30 protein-coding genes are annotated in these 23,463 nt (G+C 44.6%); 29 read left to right on the top strand and 1 reads right to left on the bottom strand.

The window, feature by feature from the left end:
- Positions 1-119: 119 nt before the first annotated feature.
- The 28 genes from HU147_RS18695 to HU147_RS18565 all read left to right on the top strand — a co-directional run bounded on the left by HU147_RS18695 (position 120) and on the right by HU147_RS18565 (position 22,223).
- Positions 120-530, top strand: coding sequence for a transcriptional regulator (locus tag HU147_RS18695; RefSeq protein WP_224077603.1), 411 nt, complete (start codon positions 120-122; stop codon positions 528-530).
- A 28-nt stretch (positions 531-558) separates the two neighbouring features.
- A complete protein-coding gene (locus HU147_RS18690; protein WP_224077602.1) occupies positions 559-819 on the top strand; it encodes a hypothetical protein in 261 nt (86 codons plus the stop codon).
- 186 nt (positions 820-1,005) lie between these two features.
- A complete protein-coding gene (locus HU147_RS18685) occupies positions 1,006-1,440 on the top strand; it encodes a hypothetical protein (protein ID WP_224077601.1) in 435 nt (144 codons plus the stop codon).
- 303 nt (positions 1,441-1,743) lie between these two features.
- Complete coding sequence (locus HU147_RS18680; RefSeq protein WP_224077600.1) at positions 1,744-2,094, top strand: HNH endonuclease signature motif containing protein; 351 nt, start codon at positions 1,744-1,746, stop codon at positions 2,092-2,094.
- A gap of 135 nt (positions 2,095-2,229) precedes the next feature.
- On the top strand, positions 2,230-2,709 hold the full coding sequence (locus HU147_RS18675) for a phage terminase small subunit P27 family (protein WP_224077599.1): 480 nt from the start codon (positions 2,230-2,232) through the stop codon (positions 2,707-2,709).
- Positions 2,702-4,396, top strand: coding sequence for a terminase large subunit (locus HU147_RS18670; protein WP_224077598.1), 1,695 nt, complete (start codon positions 2,702-2,704; stop codon positions 4,394-4,396). Before HU147_RS18675 ends, HU147_RS18670 begins: the two co-directional genes overlap by 8 nt.
- Positions 4,397-4,407: 11 nt before the next feature.
- Positions 4,408-4,611: a hypothetical protein gene (locus tag HU147_RS18665; RefSeq protein WP_224077597.1), complete on the top strand. Its 204-nt coding sequence runs from the start codon at positions 4,408-4,410 to the stop codon at positions 4,609-4,611.
- A 4-nt stretch (positions 4,612-4,615) separates the two neighbouring features.
- Positions 4,616-5,875 (top strand): phage portal protein, encoded by a 1,260-nt coding sequence (locus HU147_RS18660; RefSeq protein WP_224077596.1) that lies wholly within the window; start codon positions 4,616-4,618, stop codon positions 5,873-5,875.
- Positions 5,868-6,461: an HK97 family phage prohead protease gene (locus HU147_RS18655; protein WP_224077595.1), complete on the top strand. Its 594-nt coding sequence runs from the start codon at positions 5,868-5,870 to the stop codon at positions 6,459-6,461. Before HU147_RS18660 ends, HU147_RS18655 begins: the two co-directional genes overlap by 8 nt.
- A gap of 114 nt (positions 6,462-6,575) precedes the next feature.
- Complete coding sequence (locus HU147_RS18650; protein WP_224077594.1) at positions 6,576-7,736, top strand: phage major capsid protein; 1,161 nt, start codon at positions 6,576-6,578, stop codon at positions 7,734-7,736.
- A gap of 16 nt (positions 7,737-7,752) precedes the next feature.
- Positions 7,753-8,073, top strand: a complete 321-nt coding sequence (locus HU147_RS18645; RefSeq protein WP_224077593.1) for a head-tail connector protein — start codon at positions 7,753-7,755, stop codon at positions 8,071-8,073.
- Positions 8,060-8,401, top strand: a complete 342-nt coding sequence (locus HU147_RS18640; protein ID WP_224077592.1) for a phage head closure protein — start codon at positions 8,060-8,062, stop codon at positions 8,399-8,401. Before HU147_RS18645 ends, HU147_RS18640 begins: the two co-directional genes overlap by 14 nt.
- 26 nt (positions 8,402-8,427) lie before the next feature.
- Positions 8,428-8,790: a hypothetical protein gene (locus HU147_RS18635; RefSeq protein ID WP_224077591.1), complete on the top strand. Its 363-nt coding sequence runs from the start codon at positions 8,428-8,430 to the stop codon at positions 8,788-8,790.
- Positions 8,790-9,182, top strand: a complete 393-nt coding sequence (locus HU147_RS18630; RefSeq protein ID WP_224077590.1) for a DUF3168 domain-containing protein — start codon at positions 8,790-8,792, stop codon at positions 9,180-9,182. The genes HU147_RS18635 and HU147_RS18630 overlap by 1 nt, the downstream gene beginning before the upstream one ends.
- A gap of 51 nt (positions 9,183-9,233) precedes the next feature.
- On the top strand, positions 9,234-9,836 hold the full coding sequence (locus tag HU147_RS18625) for a major tail protein (RefSeq protein WP_224077589.1): 603 nt from the start codon (positions 9,234-9,236) through the stop codon (positions 9,834-9,836).
- A gap of 3 nt (positions 9,837-9,839) precedes the next feature.
- Entirely contained in the window at positions 9,840-10,046 is a 207-nt protein-coding gene (locus tag HU147_RS18620; RefSeq protein ID WP_224077588.1) for a hypothetical protein, read from the top strand.
- 60 nt (positions 10,047-10,106) lie between these two features.
- Entirely contained in the window at positions 10,107-10,430 is a 324-nt protein-coding gene (gene gpG / locus HU147_RS18615) for a phage tail assembly chaperone G (RefSeq protein ID WP_224077587.1), read from the top strand.
- A gap of 47 nt (positions 10,431-10,477) precedes the next feature.
- Positions 10,478-10,618, top strand: coding sequence for a phage tail assembly chaperone GT (gpGT, locus tag HU147_RS18610; RefSeq protein ID WP_224077586.1), 141 nt, complete (start codon positions 10,478-10,480; stop codon positions 10,616-10,618).
- A 39-nt stretch (positions 10,619-10,657) separates the two neighbouring features.
- Positions 10,658-14,782 carry a peptidoglycan DD-metalloendopeptidase family protein gene (locus tag HU147_RS18605; RefSeq protein ID WP_224077585.1) on the top strand — a complete coding sequence of 1,375 codons (4,125 nt, stop codon included), beginning with the start codon at positions 10,658-10,660 and terminating at the stop codon, positions 14,780-14,782.
- A complete protein-coding gene (locus tag HU147_RS18600; protein WP_224077584.1) occupies positions 14,779-15,606 on the top strand; it encodes a phage tail domain-containing protein in 828 nt (275 codons plus the stop codon). Before HU147_RS18605 ends, HU147_RS18600 begins: the two co-directional genes overlap by 4 nt.
- Positions 15,607-15,627: 21 nt before the next feature.
- Positions 15,628-17,991, top strand: coding sequence for an SGNH/GDSL hydrolase family protein (locus tag HU147_RS19545; protein WP_224077583.1), 2,364 nt, complete (start codon positions 15,628-15,630; stop codon positions 17,989-17,991).
- 81 nt (positions 17,992-18,072) lie between these two features.
- Positions 18,073-18,243, top strand: coding sequence for a hypothetical protein (locus tag HU147_RS18590; RefSeq protein ID WP_224077582.1), 171 nt, complete (start codon positions 18,073-18,075; stop codon positions 18,241-18,243).
- Between the two features lie 91 nt (positions 18,244-18,334).
- Complete coding sequence (locus HU147_RS18585; protein WP_224077581.1) at positions 18,335-20,203, top strand: phage tail protein; 1,869 nt, start codon at positions 18,335-18,337, stop codon at positions 20,201-20,203.
- A gap of 3 nt (positions 20,204-20,206) precedes the next feature.
- On the top strand, positions 20,207-20,413 hold the full coding sequence (locus tag HU147_RS18580) for a hypothetical protein (RefSeq protein ID WP_224077580.1): 207 nt from the start codon (positions 20,207-20,209) through the stop codon (positions 20,411-20,413).
- A gap of 42 nt (positions 20,414-20,455) precedes the next feature.
- The gene (locus HU147_RS19465) at positions 20,456-20,587 is read left to right on the top strand and encodes a hypothetical protein (RefSeq protein WP_263427926.1); all 132 of its coding nucleotides are present in this window, start codon (positions 20,456-20,458) and stop codon (positions 20,585-20,587) included.
- A 17-nt stretch (positions 20,588-20,604) separates the two neighbouring features.
- The gene (locus tag HU147_RS18575; protein WP_224077579.1) at positions 20,605-20,985 is read left to right on the top strand and encodes a hypothetical protein; all 381 of its coding nucleotides are present in this window, start codon (positions 20,605-20,607) and stop codon (positions 20,983-20,985) included.
- Between the two features lie 13 nt (positions 20,986-20,998).
- Positions 20,999-21,262 (top strand): phage holin, encoded by a 264-nt coding sequence (locus tag HU147_RS18570; RefSeq protein WP_224077578.1) that lies wholly within the window; start codon positions 20,999-21,001, stop codon positions 21,260-21,262.
- A gap of 1 nt (position 21,263) precedes the next feature.
- Positions 21,264-22,223, top strand: a complete 960-nt coding sequence (locus HU147_RS18565) for a peptidoglycan recognition protein family protein (RefSeq protein ID WP_224077577.1) — start codon at positions 21,264-21,266, stop codon at positions 22,221-22,223.
- 64 nt (positions 22,224-22,287) lie between these two features.
- Here HU147_RS18565 and HU147_RS18560 read toward each other — a convergent pair whose 3' ends face one another.
- Positions 22,288-22,731 carry a hypothetical protein gene (locus tag HU147_RS18560; protein ID WP_224077576.1) on the bottom strand — a complete coding sequence of 148 codons (444 nt, stop codon included), beginning with the start codon at positions 22,729-22,731 and terminating at the stop codon, positions 22,288-22,290.
- A 140-nt stretch (positions 22,732-22,871) separates the two neighbouring features.
- Here HU147_RS18560 and HU147_RS18555 point away from each other — a divergent pair, with 140 nt between their 5' ends.
- The gene (locus tag HU147_RS18555; protein WP_224077575.1) at positions 22,872-23,255 is read left to right on the top strand and encodes a hypothetical protein; all 384 of its coding nucleotides are present in this window, start codon (positions 22,872-22,874) and stop codon (positions 23,253-23,255) included.
- The last annotated feature ends 208 nt before the right edge of the window (positions 23,256-23,463 follow it).

Genomic DNA, 23,463 nt, shown 5'->3' with positions numbered 1-23,463 from the left:
TAATCGCATCACCAACTAAATAAATCCAGAGCGAAAAACGCGCGGATACATTTCAGGAGTTCCCCCACTCCTACTTGTATTCGCGTTTTTTTATGCCAATTTGAGGGAGGAATCTCCACATGACGAAAATGAAACCATCAACATTTAAACACATCGAAGCGGAGCTCGCTTCCTTCCATGATACAAAAAAGGAAATTGAGAAACGCCGCGAGGAAATCATGAATCCGACCATGACGGAAGAATTAGTTGGTGGACGCTCAAACGAACCATCCGATCCGACAGGAAGAATTGCAACTCGCCTGGTAATGGATAAACGCTTAGGAGAATTAGAACGCATCGAATCAGCCATTTCAAGCGTCTACGACAAGCTTGCCGATAAACCGAAGCAACTGGTTCACCTCAACTACTGGACGCGCCACAAGAAGACGTGGGAAGGTATGGCGATGGAGCTGGAAGTAGGACGTGCTACTTTATTCAGATGGCGGAATGAAATTATCAAAGCGATTGGTGAGAATCTGGGTTGGCATTAATCTGTGGAAGACAAAGGAGTGATAACGAATGGACAAAGATACAATTTTTGATTGGTGGTTCAACAAAGGAAATAAGAACATAACCATCAAGAACTTTAAACATATTCGTATTAGAAACTACATTGAATATGGACATGACCCTGAGATTAACACCAAGCGTAGATGGGGCATCCACACGAATGGTGCAAGAAAAGGAAATCCGAAAGACAGTTGTTTGGATTGGCAACTTGATTTAGGACACATACACATTAACTACACCGATTTTAATTACAACTGTAAACACAGGTGAATAACCGTTTTCACAGACTTAACAGCAAATTGATACTCTCATGAGACTTTCGAGGGGTACTTTCCTGATAAAGTTGTAATATGGACTACTAACATAGTTCATCCTCCACTTTTCTCTCGCTGTGCATTCTTGCATTGCGGGAGTTTTACATTGTTGGTATCATTTAACAAAAAGGGAGGAATGAACATGTCACAAGAATTGCAAGCGAAAATCAATGAACGCAACGATCAAATTGAAATGCTCAAAGCGCAACTCAATCACAAATCAATTGATAAGAAAGAAACGAAACGCATCACCAAAGAAATCGCCAACTTAGAGAAGATGAATAAGAAGGCGGCGTTTTGGGGCGGCGTATCAACCAAACTGGAAACAGGCGGCGCACAGCTGCAACAAACCGGCAAGTCAATGCAGAAGGCTGGACTCCATACGACAGCTGCTGTGTGGACGCCAGTTATCTATGCAGGCTATCGCGTGGCTAAGAGTGTTAAAGGGAAGTCGCCAGAGTCAGACTTGGTATCGCTGGTGAAAGAATGCGAACAGGCTCATGCAGAAGGAAAGATTACTGAAGAGCAAATGAAAGAATACATTATCGACTTTACGAATAACTATTACCGGAAGTAAACATGAAGCATCTACCTAATCGGTGGGTGCTTTTTATTATGCGTTGAGGGGAGTGATGCCTGTCAGTTATCTAACCGTCACTTACGGAGAACAGGAGGAGATCACATCTATCTCGCTGGCTCGGCGTTAAGAGTAACGTATCAGGCGCTTGGCTGCTTCGGCTGGGCGCTATTCTATCCCCCTGTGGAAGGAGTGCGCATATGCTACAACTCATTATCATATCCGGCTTCATCCTAACCATGTGCATCACCATTCCTTTCCTCTTCATCTTCACATACATCAACAGAGACAGGCGGGATTGATATGGCTGCACCGCAACGCAAATGCTTTCATCCATCTTGCCGAAACTTTATCGCGTTCACTCGAACGTATTGCGAGAAACATGAACCGAATAAAGAATACAACCAAGCAAGGCGGCGATACGACAACACATACATCAAGTTCTATAAGACAAGAGCTTGGTTAAAGTTAAGACGTATTGCCTTAATGCGTGATGACTTCATGTGCAAAACATGCGAACGCAATGGAATCATCAAAGAAGCTCAATTGGTTCACCACTTGATTGAAGTTAAAACGGATTGGGATAAACGATTGGAATTAGAAAACCTTGAATCCATTTGCGAAAGTTGTCACCAAAAGATTCACAAGAGATAATTATTCATTTTTATTTTGTAAGCCCCCCACTTTCCAAAACCCTTTGAAAATATTTGGCTAGGGGACGGTCGGGGCTCTTTTTAATGAATTCTCCCCGAAACTATGTCCCAAATACCAAGGAAGCGAGGTGAAAGAATGGCCAGGCCTAAAAAATTAGTAGATGCGTTGAATAGAAATATCAGCAAAGCGGAAATTGAAGAACGCCGAAAAGAAGAAGAGAGTCTGGAAGAATTTGAATCAATTTCTTTGACCGCGCCGCCTTGGTTAGAGGGTGACGCCAAAGAGGAATATGAAAGAATTATTCCACTCCTAAAAAAACTCCCCATCGCTTCGCTTGATCTCGCATCAGTTACGATGTACTGCGATTTCTATGCGAAGTATAAAGAAGCTTCTCAAACTGTGGATATAGAAGGCACGGTAATTACCCAGTTCGATGCACGGGGGAATGAGAAGCGGATTGTTAATCCAAAATATACGGTTATGGGTGACGCGGCTAGAATGGTTCGCACTCTCTCCGGAAGCTTAGGCATGACAATTGATAGTAGGATGCGAATTGTAGTGCCGAAGAAAGAAGAAGTTGTGGATCCGTTTGCGGAGATGATGAAAGATGATTGATTTTACTACGGATTATGCGCGCAAAGTTTATAAAGGCGATATTATGGCATCCTTCTTGGTAAAGAAGCAATGTGAACGCCACTTGCGTGATTTGAAGGAACTGAAAGGCTATACCTTCTATCCAGAGAAAGCAAACAAGGTAATTAAGTTTATTGAAATGCTGCCGGATATTAAAACTGGCGAATCAATTACATTGGCTGGCTTCCAAAAATTCATTATCGGCAGTTTATATGGTTGGGTTGATGAAGTTGGAAACCGACGTTTCAGTAAAGCGTATATCAGTATGGCCCGTAAGCAGGGGAAATCGATACTGATAAGCGGAATTAATATTTACGAGTTTCTGTTCGGGAAGAATCCTAAGCTCGGCAGACAGATTTACTGCACAGCAAACGCCAAAGAACAAGCGAAGATCGTGTGGAATATGGTACGCGTGCAGTTGGAACAAGTCGCTAAACGTTCACCTTTCATTAAAAGCATTCTTAAGATTACAGAATCGAAGAATGAAATCTTAAATACGAAAGATGGAAGTGTTATTAAACCGTTGAGTAAAGATACCAGCAACCTTGATGGATTTGAGCCGTATGTGGGCACGTTAGACGAGTTTCACGAAGCTCGGGACACTAAGACGATTGAAGTATTAGAGTCCGGTATGGTGCAACAGGCGAACGCTCTGACGGTGATTATATCCACAGCAGGCTTTCACTTAAATGGGCCAATGTACAAGGAATATCAATACGTTAAAAAGTTATTATCCTGTGCGGAACACAACGAAAACTACTTTGCGTATGTCGCTGAAATGGATTCTATAGAAGAAATAGCGAATGAATCCAAATGGATCAAAGCGAATCCGTTGCTGGAAGTTGAAGAGTTGCGCGAATTGCTGGTAAAGAACTTGCGGAAGAAGTACAGCGAAGCGGTCCAGAAGGATGATTTAGTTGGAACGCTGGTGAAAAATTTTAACATTTGGCAATCAGCTGGCGAAGATAGCTACTTGAAAGCAACGGACTGGGAAGCCTGCAAGACGGATGCACCATTCACTGTGGATGGCAGAGAGGTCTATATCGGGTTGGATTTATCGCGCCTGGACGATTTAACGGCCATTGGGTTTGTGTATCCCACAGATAATCAGAAGCAGTTTGTGGACGCGCATGTATTTGTCGGAACGAAGGGCGGTATTGAAGCGAAAAGCGAGCGCGACAAGATTGATTATGAAGCGTTGGTGAAAACGGATTATGCCACATTGACAAATAGTGAGTCCGGCATCATCAACTATAAGCAAGTTGTGGAATGGTTGGTCGGTTATATAGAAGAACATCAATTGGATGTCAAAGGAATCTTATACGATCCGTGGAATTCTCAGGCAGTTATTACCTCGCTTGAAGAATACGATTGGCCGCTGATTGAAGTGGCGCAAAACTTCAGGAATATCTCGGAGCCGTTGAAGCAATTCCGGCTGGATGTATTTGAAAAGAATGTGCTGCATAACGGTAATCCAAACTTAAGTATTGCAGTGAATAACGCAGTCGTGCGCTATGACAATAACAGCAATATCATTCTGGATAAGAAAGTGAACCGGAATAAGATTGATGCGATTGTGGCGGTTACAACGGCTTATAGCCAAGCAATGTTCCATGAATTTGATAACAACATTGAAGATTACATCTTGAGCGAGGACTTTGGTTTTTAGGAGTGGAGCAAATGAATATCGGAAAAATCACAGGCGCATTCAAATTGATGGGTCTTTTTTTATTGGCAAATGTTACGGCTATCTTCTTTTTGCTCGGACTAATTGCAATCAATTACGCTATTTATCTGTGGGATATGCAATGGGGCTTGATTGCTACGGGCATCAGCTTCATATTGGTCGCGCTTATCATCAACGGCGAATCAGGAAGGGGGTGAATAAATGGGCATATTTATTAAAGGAGAAACGCGGGCGCTTCACACAGATGAAGAAATGCAATTGCTAGTGAGCACGCTACCGGGCTTTGTAGGTGTTGATTCAGCGGAGTACACGGGCGTTGAAGCGATTAAAAACAGCGATGTCTTCACAGCGGTTATGATGATTGCATCTGATTTGGCGAAGATGCGAATACAGGTGACGAACAGCGGTATACACGATCCAACGGACAAACTGGAAACGTTATTCAATGTGCGACCGAACAAAGCGTATAACGGCTACATCTTCAAATTGACGGTGTTTGCAAATGCGTTGTTAACCAAAAATGGTTACATCGAAATCGTACGCAGTCCACAGGGAGAGCCATTAGAATTGTATCATCTGAAAACTTCGCGCATGGCGTTGAAGCAGAAAGCCGGATCTACGGAATTGTACTATGAATACACAACGATCGATGCAAATAACAAAGAGAAAAAACGTAACATTCCGTTCGACAATGTTGTGGATGTCAAACCGTATTCATTAAACGGCACGGATGGCATTTCGATTCTTGCCAGCTTGACCGAGGATTTGGACACACAGAAGTACAGCAAGAAATTTTTCGCCAACTTCTTCAAAAACGGAACACAGGCGGGCGGTTTGCTCACCATGAAAGGTTCCAAATTGTCGAAAGATGCGCGTGAAAAATTACGCGACGAATGGCAAAAATCAAACTCAGGTCAAGCACAGGCGGGCAAGGTATTGATTCTAGATGAAACGATGGATTATAAGCAGCTGGAAGTCGATACCGAGATTCTAAAGCTTATCAACACAAGCCAACACAGCACCGCACAGGTCGCTAAAGTTTTCGGTATCCCTTTGCACCGGTTCGGTATTGTGACGTCTAATATGAGCTTAGAACAGTCTAATTTGGACTATCTGTACAACACGCTTTCTCCTTACATGGAAGCGGTTATTGCAGAACTTAACTTCAAACTGATTGCGCCGGCTTATGACGGGTTGAAGTCGTTCCGGTTTGATACCGAGTCTTTCAAGATGGCGGATTCATCCACATACATCAATAACCTTAAAACACAAGTGGATACCGGTTTGTTAAGTCTGGATGAAGCACGCAAGAAGTTGGGACAGGAACCGATACCAGGAGGGTTTGGCGCAAAACACCGCGTTTCGCTGAACTACGTGGCGATTGACAAAGTGGATGAATACCAAAACGTAACATCTACTGATAACCGACTTCTCTCGGAGGGAGGTGAAACAAATGAGTGAAATTGAAAAGCGCTATCTTGATTCTGTGGAAGTCCGAGCGGCAGACGATACGGAGAAACGAATTGTGAGCGGTTATGCGCTTCGGTTCAATACCTGGTCGAATAACTTGGGCGGCTTCATTGAAACGATCGACCCTGCAGCATTAGATGATGCCGACATGACCGATGTACGCGCACTTTACGAACACAGTCCACAGATGATTTTAGGACGTACCAAAGCCGGTACACTGAAATTGGAGAAAGATGAAGTTGGTTTGCGCTTTGAATGCGAGTTGCCTGATACGACATATGCGCGTGACCTGTACGAAAACATTCGAAACGGCAACATCAGCCAGTGTTCGTTCGGCTTCAAATTAGAAAAAGGCGGCGATTCCTTGCGCTTCGACAGCCAAGATAAGCTGTACCGTCGCACTTTGAAGAAGATTAAATCCATTTTTGACGTATCGATTGTGGCGTATCCAGCTTACAGCGATACCGATGTGGCTCCAGCTCTCCGCAGCATCCAGCAAACAGAAGAGTTGGCGGATCTGCAGAAGGCACGCGAAAAAGAAGCGGAGAAATTAAAAATAGAGTTGGAACTTCTGTAGGAAGGAAGTGATCCAGTTATCTCGGTGAAAGCGAACACCGTTAACAAATGCGTTCACGGGTGCTTCTGTGGAAGGCATCCTTTTTGACGTTACAAACTAAAGGAGTGAAGCAAATTGGCAATTGAAGAGTTGCAAAACAACATTCAGACGCTCGAAGAACGCCGAAGCGCTTTGAAAGAGGAAGCTTTTAAGGAATTGGAAGCCGATAATCTGGATAAAGCGAAGGAATTGCGTTCGGAAATCGGTCAAATCGACCAAGAATTAACGGAAAAACGCAGCGAATTGGAAGCAGCGGAACAACCGGAAGAGAAGGAAGAAGTGCCTTTGGAGCAGGAAAAAGAAGAAAAAATTGAGGAACACAAGGAGGAAAAGAGAAGCATGGAAGATATCAGAACGATTGTAGAAGAAAACAAAGGGCCATCAGAAGAGCTGGAAGCATTCCGTCACTATCTGATGACTGGTGAAACGCGTGCGGAGGTTACAACTGCATCAGAAGGAATTGTGGTGCCGGAAGAAATTGCAACAGAGGTTATTAACTTAACAGATGCAATGGTGTCACTTGATAAATACGTTCGTGTGAAAAACGTAACGAACAAACGCGGTACACAGCCGGTCTTGGATGCTGCAGGAGACAACACGCCGCTGCCGAGCGTTGCGGAATTGCAAGCGAACCCACAGTTGGCAATCCAAGCTTTACGCGATCTTGATTACGACATCCAGACATACCGTGGCTACATCCCAATCTCGCGTGAAGCGCTTGAAGATTCGACAAACGCAGAAGAAGTTGTACGCCAGGTATTGGCTAACAAAGTTATTGCTACTCGTAACGCACACATCCTAGCGGTATTGAATGCACTTCCAGCACAAGCTGTGGATAGCGCAGATGGTTTGAAAGCAATTCTGAATACGCAAATCAAACCAAAATACAACAAGCTTTTAATCATGTCTCAATCAGCTTACAACGCTATTGACACATTGAAGGATGGCAACGGTCGCTACTTGCTGCAAGATTCAATCACGGCTTCATCAGGCAAAGTATTGTTTGGTAAAGAAGTTGTGGTATTTGAAGATGAATTGATTGGCGCAGATACAATCTTTGCTGGCGATCCGGCTTCTGCAGTTGTTCTATTCAACCGTTCACAGTACCAAGCGAAATGGACGGACTACATGCACTTTGGTGAATGCTTGATGGTGGCTGTACGTCACGACGTTAAAGCGCTATCCACAGATGCAGTTGTACGCATCACGTTTACATCAGCACCAGCAGGAGTGTAATAAAGGAGGAACTTAAATGGAACTCCAACTTTTAAAAACACACCTTCGCATCGACCATGACTTCGAGGATGATTTGCTTCTCGATTACCTCTCATGGGCCGAAGCGGAAATTAAAGACAGCGTGACGACGGAATTATTGCGGGATGAAAGTTTCTTTGCGGACAATCCGCATTATAAACGTGCGCTCGTCTTGCTCGTTGGACATTACTTTGAGAACCGCGTTGGATATGCAGAGAAGAGTTTGGCAGAAGTGCCGGACGGTATCCTATCAGCGGTTCAAAAGTTGCGAGGTTCTTACGTCTCACTGGCTGAGGTGATTGAGAGTGTCCAACGTTAATCAATTAAATACACGCATCCAGATTATCGGCATGAAGGCGAGCGAAGGACCGGAAGTTGGCGAAGAGATCGAGCAAGTCGTCCACGAATGTTGGGCACGCATCGATACAGTTCGCTTCCGTGATATGGAGCAGGCAAAAGCCAATAACACGTTATCGGACATCAATTTCACCATTCGGGATACGCGCAGAGGGTTCATTCCCACTAACAAACATTCCATTAACGTTCTTGATCCGATGTATGAAAATAGGCTCTATAATATCAAGTCGGTGCAGCCGAATATGACAGATAAGCGATTTGTCACATTGATAGCGGGGCTGGTTGAATGAGCGTAGAGATTCGCGGCATATCAGAAGTGTTGGCAAATATACAAAGCCAGTTAGGAGCACAAGCGGTTGAACGCATTAGCGATCAAGCATTAAGAGATGCGTCGCTTGTTTTCAAAAGTTCTTTAATTTCGCAGTTAGAAACGTTTAAAGACACGGGTGCAACTGTGGATGAAGTCACCTTTACTGAACCTTATTCAGTGAACGGTGTACGCACCATCACGGTCCATTGGAAAGGTCCGAAAGGGCGTTACCGTGTCATCCATTTGAACGAATACGGCACCGTAAAGAATCCCAATCCGCGAGGTAAGGGAGCTATTGCGCGTGCGTTGCAAGCGTCGGAAGCGGCATATAAACGTGCCATAGCCGAATCGATAGGGAGGTCAATCTAATGGATGTGATGATGAAAATATACAATGCGCTGATGGCTGATGATTACATCAAAAAGCAGGCAGGTGGCAGGATTAAATTTTATGAGTATCCGGAAACGGCGACACTTTCGCAACCGGCCATCATCATCGATTCATTAGGTCCGCCACTTGATTCGGATTACGGCGACAACGATCCGCTTGCAGAAGAATACCTATTCCAAATTGACGTATGGACGAAAAACCGCAATCAAACGAAGGAATTAGCGCGAAGGGTGAAAGAAGTCATGCGCAGCATCAACTTCAATTATTATGCGGGCGGCGTCGACGAATACGACAAGGAAACCAAAATCTATCGGGACGCGAGGCGATTCCGAGGGAAAATTTATACCGAAGATGTGGAGACGCTTGTATAAGGTGTCTCTTTTTCTTTGCCCAAAAAACAAACAATAGGAGTGAATTGAAAAATGCCGAAGAATTACAGAGCATCAACAGGAGTTAGCGAGTTTTACTATTCAGAATTGGACGAATCAGATGTAGCAACACTAGCGCCAGAACGCATTGAGTACCTGCAAACCATCACTGTGGAAAGCCCGCAGGAACCAGTACGCGCATACGGCGACAACAAAACAGCGGAAATCGCAGTATCAAGCGGTAACACTACCGTAACTTCTGCATTCCACAAGTTGCCTGTAGAAGACCGTAACCGTTTGCTAGGATTGGAAACAACTGTGGACGGCTTATCTTCATACGGTTCTTCTGATACACCGCCTTACGTGGCTTGCGTATTCGCAAAAACACACGAAGACGGCTCAAAAGAATGGGTTGGCCTACCAAAAGGCATGTTCTTGCGTCCAAATATTGCAGGCGAAACGAAAGCGGACGGCGTAACGTTCGGCACGGATGAAATTTCTGCAGAGTTTATGGACCGCGATGTTGCTGGTTTCAGCGAAGAAAAATCCGTTATCTTCGGGCGCGACGAGAAAGGTTCAACAGTTGCGCGTGATGCACTATTTGCAGCTGTATTCGGTCAGGCATACCCTGGCACTACAACACCGGCGGGGGTGTAAGGAATGGCTAAAGAAAAAAGTTACGTAGTCGTACATGACTTCACAGACTTGCAGGATAAGAATAAAATTTACCGCACTGGCGACACTTACCCATCACCGGCTAACAAAAAAATCAGCGAGAAACGCTTGAATGAATTGGCATCGAAAGATAACAAGCAAGGCATTCAGGTGATTCGTGCGGTGGAGTCATCCACAGAAGATAAGAAGTAATTGACGGAGGGGGCTTATCCCCTCTTTTTTTAATACCAAAAACATTGGAGGAATACTAAAATGGCGAAATCGATTGAATTGGTAATGAATTTTGAAACAGGTGAGAAGAAAGAGTTTTTCCAGCCACAGCACATTAAAGGGTCGGTAGCGCTTGAAGGCTTAACGCTCGGCAAAAAGATTGATAAAAAAGGCGATAACATCGAAGAAAAAGACATTCGCGAAGTGGCTTCTTTTGTGGCCGGCAAAGTATACGGCGGCGAATTTACAGCAGATCAGATGATTGACGGCATCCACGCAAACAACCTATTTGAAGAAGTTATGAGCCAACTTGGTTCGGTGCTCGGTGATGAATCGGGAAACGCTACGAAGGCGAAGAAACGCTAACAGACGATGATTTCACCTATGAGAAGCAAAAAGATTATTTTGACTCAATGGTAAAAGAGTTGTTAAAAGCTGGTTGGAAATTGAATGATATTCTCGACTCTCCCATGTATTACCTGGTGGAAGTATTGAACGACAAGAAAGTTGAGAAAAAACAAGAAAAGTCCTTGATCGCCGCATTCGGAGGTTAAGGGTATTTTTTTGAGTTTTTGAGGAAAGGAGGGAATTGAATGGCGGATGTCATACGAGGATTATCCATTGGGTTAGGGCTGGATACAACCGGCATTGACCAAGGGATGAAGTCCTTGAATTCCAAACTCAAAGCGGTTAACAGTGAAATGAAAGCCAATATGAGCGCATTTGACCGTGGCGAAAAGTCGGTTGAAAAATACCAGACGCAATTGACCGGAATGAATAAGAAATTAGAGTTGCAAGGCAGAGCTGTGGAAGCTGCACGGCGTGAGTACGAGAAGATGGTCCAACAGCACGGCGAAGGGTCGCGGCAAGCGGAACGTGCATCAACTGTCTACAACAATCACGTCTCAGACTTCAATAATCTGCAACGTGTAGTTCGTGATACAACGCGCGAATTTCAAGAGTTTCAACGCGAGCAAGAGGTATCAGCGAGTGCGTTCGGTCGTTTAGCGGATTCGATGGAAAGAGGCGGCGAACGAATTTCTAAAGTTGGCGACAACATGAAAGAAGTCGGGACCAACTTTACGAAATACGTCACAGCACCAATTGCAGCGCTCGGCATCGGAACTGGAATTGCGGCAGCGGATGTAGAAAACTCTGCGGTAAAGATTCAAAACACGCTTGGATTAACCCGCGAGGAAGCGGAGAAGTTAACGGCGGTGGCGCGGAACATCTACAAAGATGGCTTTGGCGAATCTGTGGAAGAAATCGACCAAGCCTTATTGCAGACGAAGCAGAACATCAAAGGGTTGAACGATGAAGATTTGGAAGAAGTCACACGCAAGGCGCTTATCCTGGGCCAAACATGGGACGCAGATGTAAACGAAGTAACGCGGGCCGGTAACAACTTAATGAAAGGTTTTGGTATCGAGTCGCAAGAAGCGTTTGATCTGATGGCTCACGGTGCACAGAACGGGCTCAACTTTTCCAATGAAATGTTTGATAATCTAAGCGAATATTCCACGCTATTTGGCAATATGGGCTTCTCGGCAGAAGAGTATTTTGAATTGCTGCAGAAAGGTTCGGAAGCTGGCGTTTATAACTTAGATTACGTAAACGATGTTATGAAAGAGTTTCAGATTCGCGTGAAGGACGGTTCTAAGGCTTCCACAGATGCAATGGAACAGCTATCCGAGGAAACCAATGGCGTTTGGAAAGCCTTCCTTAAAGGTGACGGGACGGTTAAAGATGTTTCCAACGCTGTGCTTGCTGAATTGTCCGGAATGGATAATCAGGTAAAGGCGAATGAGATTGGCGTCGGTTTATACGGAACGAAGTGGGAAGATCTAGAAGCGGATGCGATGTACGCACTTGGTGGCATAGGTGAAGGGCTTGAAGGCGTAGATGGCACGATGAATACCATGTCGGAAAACCTTGAAAACAGTTTCTCTCAACGCTGGCAGTCGGTATGGCGCAATGCGAAATCCGCACTACTGCCAATCGGCGAAACACTGCTCGGATTTACCGAAAGCGTGATGCCTAAGATTGAATCAACTGTGGAAGGCATATCGGGTTGGGTTGCCGGATTATCCGAAAAAGGAAGAATAATGGCGGTCGTATTTGCTGGAATCGCAGCAGCTATTGGGCCGGTATTAATTGCAGTCGGTTCGTTTATTAGCATGGTCGGCGGTATGATGACGGCACTCGCACCACTGGCACTTAAAATTGCGGAAGCTGGCGGGTTGCTGAAATACTTGCGGTTAGGTTTAGCGGCTCTTACGGGGCCTGTCGGGATTACAGTTGCAATTATATCAGCCTTAGCTATTGGATTTGTCACGCTGTACAAGAATTCCGAATCGTTCCGAGAAGTAGTCGGCAACTTGATTGCCAAAGTGAAAGAATTGGCTTCACAAGCACTCGCTATGTTACAACCAGCGATTGCAGCGGTCGTCGGTTTCTTCAAAGACCAGCTATCCACAATCAAGCAATTTTGGGATGAAAACAGCAGCACGATTGTCGGGGCGCTTGAAAATATCGCTACTGTGGTCGGCATCGTCATGAAAGGCATTTTCGCAGTTATTCAATTTATCATGCCGGCAGTGCTTGCATTGATCCGTGCAGTATGGGGCAACATCAAAGGAGTTATCAGCGGAGCGCTTGATGTCATTATGGGTGCGGTTAAAATATTCGCCGGTTTGTTTAGTGGTGATTTTGCAAAGATGTGGGAAGGTGTTAAGCAATTATTCAGCGGGGCCATCACATTCCTGTGGAATTTTATCTCACTCACCTTCTTTGGTAAGGTGCTGGGTGGCGTTAAGTTGTTCGTCGGCGCGTTCAGAGGGTTCTTTGCTGGCATGTGGGCAACGTTGAAAACGATGTTTACGGGAGCGTTGAACGGCATTAAGAGTGGGGTGTCGAGTTCTTGGTCAGCCATTGCCACTACCACAACTCGCGTTTTCCAAGGGATATGGAACTTCATCAAGAGTATTTTTGGATTTATTAAAGATGTGATTGTTGGCGCGGTGACGGGTTACTTCCGGATTATATCATCCATGTGGACTTCCATATTTAATATCACGCGTTCCATTTTCTCGGGTATCTTTAATTTCTTTAAATCGATTTTCAGTAACATTTTCAGTTACATTTCGAGAATAGTCGGCAATATCTTCAGTAAGGTGAGCGGCACATGGAATTCGTTGAAAGATACGACTTCACGCGTGTTCGGAAATATTTTTACTGCGGTCAAAGGTAAATTCGATGACATTGTAAACGCGGCCAAGAACTTACCACGGCGCATTGGTGATGGTATCGGATCAATGGCATCTAAAGTAAAAGATGGCGTTAACCGTGTTGTTAACAACTTAGCCAGCACGCTTGGCAAAGGCGTCAACGGCGTTATCGGCGGGATTAACTGGGTACTTGGTAAAATCGGAATCGATAAGGATAAAAACATTCCGAAATGGACGGTTCCCAAATACGCTCACGGTACACACGGTCATCCGGGCGGTTTAGCAATGGTCGGCGATGGTATCGGTTCAAATGCAGGGCGTGAATTGATTCAGACGCCATCAGGAGAGCTTGCACTTAGTCCATCCACAGAGACATTAATTAACCTGCCAAAAGGCACACAAGTGCTCTCTGCGAAGAAAACGAAAGAGCTGCTAGGCGAAGTACCAAGATACGCGAACGGGGTTGGAAACTTCCTTAATAAGGCGTGGGAAGGTACGAAAAAACTAGGCGGCAAAGTGAAAGATGTGGCTTTCGATGTGTGGGACTATGCAACGAATCCTGGCAAGTTGCTGAATAAAGCATTGGAGCTTCTTGGCATTTCGAAACCGAAAGGCGGCTCACTTGCTGGTAATATGGCAGGCGGCGCTTATACGAAAGTAAAAGATAACGCGATCAGCTTCATTAAGAGACAACTTGACAACTCCGGCACAATGGCCGGCAGCGGGCACGGCTTCGGCTCAAAATTCCGCTTAACATCACGTCGCGGCTTCCGGATCAACCCGGTTACAGGTATCGGACAGATGCACCAAGGGGATGACTGGGGCGCGCCTTCTGGCACGTTAATTCCAGCGCAGGCAGCCGGTAAAGTTATTCAAGCGGGCTATCATTCGATTCGCGGTAATTATGTACGCGTTAAGAGTGGGATTATGGACCGTTTGTATCAGCACAACAGCCGGAACTTGGTGAAAGTCGGTCAGAACGTGAAACGCGGTCAAGCAGTCGGTACCGTCGGTTCGACAGGGCGTTCTACGGGTCCTCACCTTCACTATGAGGTGCGGAAGAACGGCGTAAACGTTAATCCTTACGGATTGGAGACAGGCGGTTTAGTCAAGTCGGAACAGCTGGTGCGAATCGGCGAAAAGAATCGTGAAGAGGTTGTAATTCCGTTGCATCCATCACGGCGTACAGATGCGATGAAATTGTTGGCACTTGCTGGCAAACGCATTATGGGCGGCAATGGCGATAAAGGTGTAACGCGTCCGAATCAATTACCATCTGTGGGCAGCAACGCAAGCGAAGACCAGAGCATTTTAAAAGCTTTACTTGCAGCTACAATGAAGCAGAACGAAATCTTGATGCAAATGCTGCAGAAGGATTCAAACGTTTATATGGATGGCGGCGCATTGGTTGGCGCAATTGGTGGCGACATCAATACGCAGCTTGGCGGGTCATCCAGAAGCAGTGCATACATGAGAGGTGAAAGGATATGAGTATCAAGCTATTCGATTTGAGCATGAAGGAAATACAAATGCGCGGCGTGAAATGGTTGGAGCTCATACCCGACCCTCCACAGGTTGAACGCATTACGGAAAGCGTATGGGACGGGGAAATTACGCTCGGTAAACGGAGGTTGAGTCGGAAGTTATCGGCTCGCTTCTTTTATTTGGCGGATGGACGCAGCGACTATAAAGTGTTGCGGAATGAAATCTTTTCCCTACTGGATCCGATTCAAACGTTTTACGTTATCGATACGGACTTGCCGGAACGCAAATGGAAAGTGGATATTGATACGCAGTCGTTGACACGATTGAATGCTGTGGCCGGCGAGTGGGCGGTGGAATTCGTTTCTGCTCAAACTTACGCTTATTCCGTATTCAATACGTTAAACGATGAACTGTACAAATCCACAACGTTATTAATGAGTGCCGGTTTGAACGGGAATGCATCCAAAGCGGATTACAAGCGCACCACATCGACGTTCACCATTTACAACGCAGGAGACGGACGAGTGGAGCCGGAGAATTACCCGTTGAAAATTACGATTAAATTAACCGGTTCATCGGTAATAGCAAGCGACATACGCTTAATCAATTCTTCCACAGGAGAGGAATGGCGATATCGCGGCACGTTCCAAACGGGTGACACTATTACAATCGACGGCGTGAAAGCGGAACGGAATGGCGTGAACATCGTCGGCGCAACGGGTCCGGAGTTCGGATTGATTTCATTGGCACCGGGCATCAATAATTTCACAGTAACAGGATTGAGTGGGAGTTTCGAAATTACTTTCGATTTCCCTTTTTTATATCTCTAAACAACAGAAGGAGGGAACGCTGTGGCTTTTTTAACAAATACGTTTCAAATCGAAGCGGATATTAAGCAAAAGAAACACATCGGCAAGCCAGTCATCACGGCAAACGATACCAGCACATTTATCGTAAGCGTCCAGGATAATGGTGTGCCAATGAACATGAGCAAAGTCACGAAAGCTGTGCTCGTCAATCTTTGTCCAGATCGGCAGGTATTCGAAACTGTGGGCGTCATCCAAGGCGATGATAAAGTGGTATTCGATTTACCGGCGGAAGCGACCGCAGTAGCTGGCACAGTCAGAGCGACGGTTCAGCTGCACGGCAATGAAGAACGTGTGAGCACCATTAGCTTCAATTATGAAGTGGCAAAAGATTTAAGAATGCTGCACAATCCCACAGCTAGAGAAAAAATGCTGATTGAAGTGGCATTGCAAGACGGGCCGCTTTATATCGAACAAGCAAAAGTGGCGGCGGAAAAAGCGGAGAAAGTGGCGGCGGAAAACAAAACACGTTGGCTCCCTGCTGTGGATACCGTAGCGCTTCGCAATTCAACGTACCCGAATCCGGCTCACGGTGATACGGTGCGGGTCAATACGGAAGCAACTATTTACCGTTTCCAAACGGGCACCGGATGGATTAAAACGGACCAATTTAGCCCTACGGCGATCGATCAAGTTACCGCGCAGTTGGCAGAAACGGCTAAGAAGTCAGAAGTGCAAGGGTTGGTTACGAATAAAGCGGATATCAGTTACGTTGATTCGAAAGTCGGGCAAATCGTCAGTGGTTCACCAAAAGGAACATACGCCACACTTACCTCCTTACAAACAGCTTTCCCTACTGGAACAACTGGTGTTTATGTAGTAACTGCTGATGGTAAGTGGTATTACTGGACTGGTTCTGTGTGGGCGGCTGGAGGTACTTATCAAAGTACAGGATTAAGCAATCAAACTGTAACTCCAGAAAAAACAACGTTCGCTAATAAAAAGATATTAAGCAATAACTTGTTTAATGTAAATACAGCTTCAACTGGATATATAATCAACTCATCAGGCAGTCTGTACGCCAACCCTTCCTATGATGCCTCTGATTTTATCCAAGTTGACCCTAACACTCCATATTCTTTTTCGGCTTCAAGTAGAGTTGTGGAATACAACTCTTCAAAAGCTCATATTAAACAAACTGATAGTGTTACTAGCGTAGTAACTGGGGAAACGACCGCATATATAAGGGTGCATTATCCTACGGGAAGAGCTAATTATCAGGTAAACAAGGGGAATGTGTTGCAACTCTATGATGTTTTTGTAGAAGGGACGACTATTCCGAATCTCGATCCACAGTCGATTATTATAAGAGATAATAGTATTACTACCCAAAAAATCGCCAATAAGAGTGTAACGGCGGAAAAGTTGGATATCATTAATATTACCCCTTCTCCAAACTTGCTAGATAAAACAAAAATTAAAAAAACAGGGTATTATCGATATTCGGATGGAGTTTTTGTGTCCAGTACCAGCTACTTAGCCAGTGATTTTATTGAGGTGGTAGTTGGGGAGAAGTACGTTCACAAAACTGCCGGGAATGTAACTTTTTGGGATGAGAACAAACAATTTATTGTAGGGTTAGATGGAGTTGCGTCCAATCCTTTTACTGTTCCATCGGGTGTTAAATACGCAATCATAACGGTGTATTATACTAATATTGACTCCGACATGTTGGTAAAGGGAACGATATTTCCATCTGCATATATTCCTTTTGAACAGAAAACTTATACCCTTTCCAATGATATTGTCGTGAATAGTGAATTGAGCGGGAAGAAATGGAGTGTGCTAGGGGATAGCCTAACCGAAGCAATGAGTGCCACCATTCCGTATCATGCAATTATCTCTAAAAAGTACGGGATGAGCATAAGCAATCACGGAATTTCAGGAACTCGCATTGCGGTGATTGAAGGACAAACAAACCCTATGAGCGAAAGGTTTGCGAATATGCCGAATGATGCCGATATTATTACCGTTTTCGGTGGTACGAATGACTATGGCAGCAATGTCCCTTTAGGTACGATCAACAGCGTGGATAAAACAACTTTTATGGGTGCATTGAATGTCCTGTGTTTGGGGTTAATTCAGAAATATCCGGGCAAGAAAATCGGATTTATTACACCTATGCAGCGTGAAGGTATGGACGTCGCCAAGATGACAAGTTATGTGAATGCGGTGAAAGAAGTGTGTGGAAAATATTCGATCCCGGTTTTGGATATGTTAAATGGGGGCGGCATATATCCCAACGATCCTAATATAAAAACCACCTTTATTCCAGATGGACTTCATCCCAATAATGAAGGACATAAAATTATGGCGAGACGCATAGAAAGTTTTCTGAAACAATTGTAGCAATACATTCGTTTTGCTATATTTACTTTATTTCCCTCTTTTGATAAGCTATTACTATTAATAAAGAGAGATGGTGTAGAATTGAATAAAAAACATATGGTAACTATATTAGGGGATAGCTACAATCCTCAGGTTTTATTTTTAGATGATCTTCCGACTATCGAACAGCTAGAACAATTAGTAGATTTACATGGTGGTACAAAAGCTTTCGTGTCTCAAGGTGTCTTATACGATTTTAAAGAACAAGTGTAGGAACAAACTGCGCGGTAACAAAAATGAATAAAACAGATGAAGAGTGTCCATTCGGATGCTCTTTTTTCTATGCAAAGAATGAGGTGAAAGCATGATTGCCATAACGGATATTATGGGCGAAACGCGGCAAGTGACCGGCATAAAAACGGCGGTGCGCTCGCGTAAAGTGAACGGCGAAAAGACAGTATCGTTGGTGGTTATTCCCACAGAAACAAATGGACATTCGTTTGAATCCGTGGATACCGAATCGCGATTCACGTTCCAAGGCGAGCCGTACATCATCAAGAAGGTACAGGAGAAGAGTGTGGGGCGTGTATCAATCAAGACAGCAGAAGCCGTCCACAGTTTCTTCGATGACATGATAAACAGTTTCCAGTACGAAACGTTTACCGGCTCACAAACTTTTGCAGCGGCATTGCAGCGCGTGTTCGGGCCAACTGCCTATAGCTTCTCGATTGTGGATAGCTTCACGGCGGAACAATTCGAGAATTTCGGTTCAGATAATTGCCTGGCGTTGTTCCAGAAAGTGCTGGAAAGGTATGGTGCCGAGTTTGAAGTAATAGGCATGCGCGTCTACTTAAAACGTAAAATCGGTCAGGATACCGGCTTTCAATTGCGCTGGAAGCACAACATCAAATCAATTGAGAAGCAAGTGGATACGGAAGGATTAGCCACAATAATACGCGGGTTTGGCGGCACTCCGAACGATGCTGGGAAGTATCCAATAGAGCGCGAATATCGGTCAAACGTTGAACTATTTGGCGAGCTGCATGCCAGCGCAGTATATAACGAAAGTTTGTCCACAGTGGCAGGGATGGACGCGCATTTAGCTAAAACGCTGGTTTCCGAACCGCAGCTCTCCATCACGGTCGACATCTCAACTGTGGATGGCGTAGTGAAAAATGAAGGGGATCGCGGTTATATTTTCTACGATCCAATGAAAATCAAAGTGGAAGCGCGAGTGGTGGAAATTACAGAAACATTCGAGTATGCGGACCGCAAATGGAAAGCCCGGCAGTCGGCTGTAACGCTCTCGAATTTACGGAACAAATTAACCGATGTGACAACCCGATTCGCGCAAACGACAAAGCGCGTAGACCGGCTGTTTGATGGCAGAGAACCGTTGCCTTATAACGTGTTGCCAGAAGCGATTCGGACAGCAGCGGAAGCCATTAACAACAGTTTGACGGAAGTACAGTATCCGCCAGGGCAAGGCATCACTTTGCAAGACCCGAAAAACCCATTAATTATGGTTCGTTTAACATCGGCGGGCATCGGGCTCTCGACAAACGGCGGCGTAACATATCGCACCGCCATGACCGGAGTTGGTATCGTTGCAGATGAAATCGTAACGGGCGTGCTTCGCGCAAACAATGTAACGATTCAAGGAGAGAAAAACTTATTCTTTTGGGATGGTACAGGATTGTGGGCCTATAACCCAAGCGACATGACGAAATACGTCAAGTTGAGTTCTGCCGGCCTGTATATAGCAAAAGGAGCCGTAACGATTGAACGTCCAGACGGCTTCAAAATCATCAGCAACGGAATGAGCGCGTTCGATGTAAACATTCAAGGCGCAGAGCCTACCTTCCACAGTCCGGGGGTTACCTTGGTACAACGTTCTTACGCGCAATGGTTGAGCACACGAAGCCAACAATCTGTGGATTTCAACCAATATTCATTCGAGCACAAGGCACGCTATTTAAAAGTTCGGTATCGCGTACTTGCGGATCCAGGCAACACAGCACACTTTGAAATCTGGCGAAACGGCGAAATAGTTGCTTCTGCTTATACAGCACAATCAGACGAATATAGTCCCGGCACACTTGACGGGTACACGTTAACGGTGGATTTAGGCGTACCTACAGGACAACCTGGCAGCTTCCAGATTCGGATACGCAGCGAAGTTGAAGGAAAAAGCGCGTATGCCATGGTATCGCGGAAATGGTTGGAGGGATAAATGGTGGAAGAGACTAAAAACATACAGTTATTTGTGAACGTTGATGAAGAAGGAAATATTATTGATGCGCAAATGGGCGTGAATATCGTACAAAGTGATCCGTTTCCTTTCTTCTTTTTGATCGATGAAGAAATGGCGGCGAATATTAGCGATTATAAAGTGGTGATTGAAGGAATGAAACCAAAATTGGTTTTAAAAAGCGCTGAATAGGCGCTCTTTTTGTTTTCCACAGGGTGGGGAAGGAGGGGAAACATGACATTGATCTACGTGCGTTTAATTATTTGGAAGCAAATGAGTTACTATTCCGTACCGACAAATTACCGCGCAAGCGTAAAAGAAGGACTGCGGCAACGTGGCTACGATATTAAAGGAAATAAATTGTAACCGTAGGGGGGTTATATATGTATGAACAGTTAAAAAATCACGACGAACGAATAGTAACATTGGAGAGCGCGACACTGGATCACGCGGAAAACATAAAAAAGATACTGGAAAACGAATCAAGGCAAGAGGAACGTATCGCCAAGATGGAAAGCAGCTACATCAACTTAGAAAATACCATCATGAAGGAAAACCGAGAAACCCGCCAATCGTACCAGGCGCAGACGGATCGGCAGTGGGAATTTATCGAACAGGTAACGGGATTCAAAGAATCGGAATCGAAACGCAAGCATGAGTTTAAGATGCACAGAGCGAATCAAGTGGCGGGTATCTTATTGAAGGTTTTAGGCGGCGGGGGCATTCTCTATCTATTGGTGCAGGATTGGCTACTTATGAAATAAGGGAGGAAATAAAATGAATATCAACTGGAAAATAAGATTCCAACATGGGCCATTTCTAGTGGCTCTTTTTTCGTTGGTGCTAATACTGTTGCAACAAGTTGTGGCAGCGTTTGGCTACGGTTTAACAGAAGCATTCTCGGAACAGGCGACAGGCATCTTCAACACGGTTTTAAGTATCTTGGTGTTGCTCGGCGTGGTATCAGATCCGACGACAGACGGAACTAGCGATAGTCCACAGGCCTTGCGTTATAACAAGCCGAAGAAAGGCGGATATTAATATGGCATACGAAATCATCAACAAGTTTATACCAGCTTCCAAGTATCCAATCAAAGCGCCGTATGCAATGGATCCGCAGTACATTACCTTCCACAATACAGCCAATGATGCAACCGCATTAGGTGAAATCAGCTACATGACGAATAACAGCAATCAGACTTCGTATCACGTCGCTATTGACGATAAACACGTAGTACAAGCCATTCCGTTCAGCCGGTCAGCTTGGCACGCAGGTGACGGTCAGGGCGCTGGTAATCGCAAGTCAATTGGTATTGAAGTGTGTTACTCGAAAAGTGGCGGGCCGAAGTATGCAGCAGCGGAAGAAAATGCGATTGAATACATTGCTCATATCCTCAAGGATAAAGGGTGGGGCATCGACCGCGTGAAATGGCATCGTGATTGGTCAGGGAAGAATTGCCCGCATCGTGTATTAGATGAAGGAAGAGCAACAAGTGTACGCAATCGGATCGTGGCGAAGGTAGCGGAATTGAAAGGGCAAGTGGTGCCTGCGGTAATGCCTAAGCCTTCCACAGAAGTACGCGACTACTTCATGAAAGGTGATAACCTGCCAGGCGTTAAGTTGCTGCAGGGTAATCTAAATAAACTTGGCTTCCCTCTATCTGTGGACGGCATCTACGGAATTGGCACGGAGAAGGCTGTAAGAGCGTTTCAACACCAAAACGGATTGATAGTAGATGGTATTGCTGGAAAGGCTACGATGAGCTTAGTAAGCGCGAGAGTGGCAAAGCTGAACAAGCCGGCGCCGAAACCAGCACCAAAACCAAAGGAGAAACCAAAAGTGGAGAAAACTAATGAACCGTCAGCATGGGCAAAGGCGACAATTGATAAAGCAAAAAGTATCGGAGTGACAGACGGCACACGACTGCATGATCCCGTAACTCGGGAAGAAGCAATTGTCTTGGCAATGCGTGCAGCTGGACTTGCGCCTAAATTAAAGTAAGAACGAATAATAGTATTACTACACAGCAAAGCCCCGGACTGCGGAAACAGTTTCGGGGCTTTTTTTATTTACTTTCAGATTTTAATCTTCTTTTAAAATTAGAAACTTGGGCTTTGGTCCATAAAGGCGTGGAGGCAAGTATTTGCACGGGTTCAGGAAGACGAGGTCTAACTTTTTTTCCTGATTGTTGCCGAGAAAACTTAGTGCTAAGGCGTGCTTTATCCCATCCAATCATTTCCGCGAATTCTTTTATTCCTACCATACTAATTGTATCCCCTAATAAAAATGGATGCTCAATAAAATATGAAATGTTTTCTTCTATAGAAGGCCCTTCTTCTTCCAATCCTTCGAAGTCTTTGAGCGAATCATTGTGAGCTAAAACAAGTTTTGTTTTGATTTCATCATTTCTCAGCCACCGTTGCGCCACTTCGATTAAATCAGGATAATCCGCGAAATCTTCTTCAATTAGAAATAACATTACTAATTCTACTTCCTGTACTGTAGTCATGTAAATCCTCCTCATAAGTGTTATCTTTGTTATCTATAATGATATATATAAAAGATAACTTTGTAAACACTTTTATTGAACTAGAGGGCTTTTTTATTTTGTCTTATAATAGAAGAACCAACACAAATGGAGGTTCTACTATGAGCGCGTTAATATCACAAGAAGATATGAATCAATTTGAAAATATGATTTACTTGCCAATGGTTTTGAGTGTCCTTACTAAAGATAGAAAACTGGTCGATGATGCCGGATTCAAACTGAAAGGGCCGTACCAGGAGTTAATCGATCAAGCCATTAAGTGTGTGGAGAAAGATATGAGAGAAACACATGCATACTTAAGAGCTCGTAAATTAAAAATCGAGCAGGGGAGTCGTAGCGATTCCGCAACAGAATATATCTTCTATCACGATGGTTACCAAGATATGCGCCGATACTTAAACCTCAGACTAAGAAACCGGACGGAAGAATTAATCCGTGTTTATTTGCAATTAGGTTCAATGCAAGAAAAACCCTCCGCCAATTAACTGGTAGAGGGTTTTCATTTTATAAGAGTGCTGTCCACGCGATTAATAAAAAGTCCCCCAATCTTCCCCCAGTTGACTACTGGATTAAAGTATATTCCACAAAGCAGAAAACAAATAAAAAACCCTGAAACCGTTGATTTAACAAGGTTTTCAGGGTTTTAAATACTATCGTTTACTAAGCACTTTTATTAACGTGAGTAGTACTCAA

The sequence above is a fragment of the Planococcus chinensis genome (genome assembly GCF_020071995.1).
Lineage (GTDB): Bacteria > Bacillota > Bacilli > Bacillales_A > Planococcaceae > Planococcus > Planococcus chinensis_A.
Note: the sequence above shows the minus strand (reverse complement) of the source record. Positions and strands in the feature narration are given on the sequence as shown.

Bases quoted from the DNA above. Each gene is read 5' to 3' on its own strand.
- HU147_RS18695 (WP_224077603.1), top strand. From the start codon at position 120: ATGACGAAAATGAAACCATCAACATTTAAACACATCGAAGCGGAGCTC.
- HU147_RS18690 (WP_224077602.1), top strand. From the start codon at position 559: ATGGACAAAGATACAATTTTTGATTGGTGGTTCAACAAAGGAAATAAG.
- HU147_RS18685 (WP_224077601.1), top strand. From the start codon at position 1,006: ATGTCACAAGAATTGCAAGCGAAAATCAATGAACGCAACGATCAAATT.
- HU147_RS18680 (WP_224077600.1), top strand. From the start codon at position 1,744: ATGGCTGCACCGCAACGCAAATGCTTTCATCCATCTTGCCGAAACTTT.
- HU147_RS18675 (WP_224077599.1), top strand. From the start codon at position 2,230: ATGGCCAGGCCTAAAAAATTAGTAGATGCGTTGAATAGAAATATCAGC.
- HU147_RS18670 (WP_224077598.1), top strand. From the start codon at position 2,702: ATGATTGATTTTACTACGGATTATGCGCGCAAAGTTTATAAAGGCGAT.
- HU147_RS18665 (WP_224077597.1), top strand. From the start codon at position 4,408: ATGAATATCGGAAAAATCACAGGCGCATTCAAATTGATGGGTCTTTTT.
- HU147_RS18660 (WP_224077596.1), top strand. From the start codon at position 4,616: ATGGGCATATTTATTAAAGGAGAAACGCGGGCGCTTCACACAGATGAA.
- HU147_RS18655 (WP_224077595.1), top strand. From the start codon at position 5,868: ATGAGTGAAATTGAAAAGCGCTATCTTGATTCTGTGGAAGTCCGAGCG.
- HU147_RS18645 (WP_224077593.1), top strand. From the start codon at position 7,753: ATGGAACTCCAACTTTTAAAAACACACCTTCGCATCGACCATGACTTC.
- HU147_RS18630 (WP_224077590.1), top strand. From the start codon at position 8,790: ATGGATGTGATGATGAAAATATACAATGCGCTGATGGCTGATGATTAC.
- HU147_RS18625 (WP_224077589.1), top strand. From the start codon at position 9,234: ATGCCGAAGAATTACAGAGCATCAACAGGAGTTAGCGAGTTTTACTAT.
- HU147_RS18620 (WP_224077588.1), top strand. From the start codon at position 9,840: ATGGCTAAAGAAAAAAGTTACGTAGTCGTACATGACTTCACAGACTTG.
- gpG (WP_224077587.1), top strand. From the start codon at position 10,107: ATGGCGAAATCGATTGAATTGGTAATGAATTTTGAAACAGGTGAGAAG.
- gpGT (WP_224077586.1), top strand. From the start codon at position 10,478: ATGGTAAAAGAGTTGTTAAAAGCTGGTTGGAAATTGAATGATATTCTC.
- HU147_RS18605 (WP_224077585.1), top strand. From the start codon at position 10,658: ATGGCGGATGTCATACGAGGATTATCCATTGGGTTAGGGCTGGATACA.
- HU147_RS18600 (WP_224077584.1), top strand. From the start codon at position 14,779: ATGAGTATCAAGCTATTCGATTTGAGCATGAAGGAAATACAAATGCGC.
- HU147_RS18585 (WP_224077581.1), top strand. From the start codon at position 18,335: ATGATTGCCATAACGGATATTATGGGCGAAACGCGGCAAGTGACCGGC.
- HU147_RS19465 (WP_263427926.1), top strand. From the start codon at position 20,456: ATGACATTGATCTACGTGCGTTTAATTATTTGGAAGCAAATGAGTTAC.
- HU147_RS18575 (WP_224077579.1), top strand. From the start codon at position 20,605: ATGTATGAACAGTTAAAAAATCACGACGAACGAATAGTAACATTGGAG.
- HU147_RS18570 (WP_224077578.1), top strand. From the start codon at position 20,999: ATGAATATCAACTGGAAAATAAGATTCCAACATGGGCCATTTCTAGTG.
- HU147_RS18565 (WP_224077577.1), top strand. From the start codon at position 21,264: ATGGCATACGAAATCATCAACAAGTTTATACCAGCTTCCAAGTATCCA.
- HU147_RS18560 (WP_224077576.1), bottom strand. From the start codon at position 22,731: ATGACTACAGTACAGGAAGTAGAATTAGTAATGTTATTTCTAATTGAA.
- HU147_RS18555 (WP_224077575.1), top strand. From the start codon at position 22,872: ATGAGCGCGTTAATATCACAAGAAGATATGAATCAATTTGAAAATATG.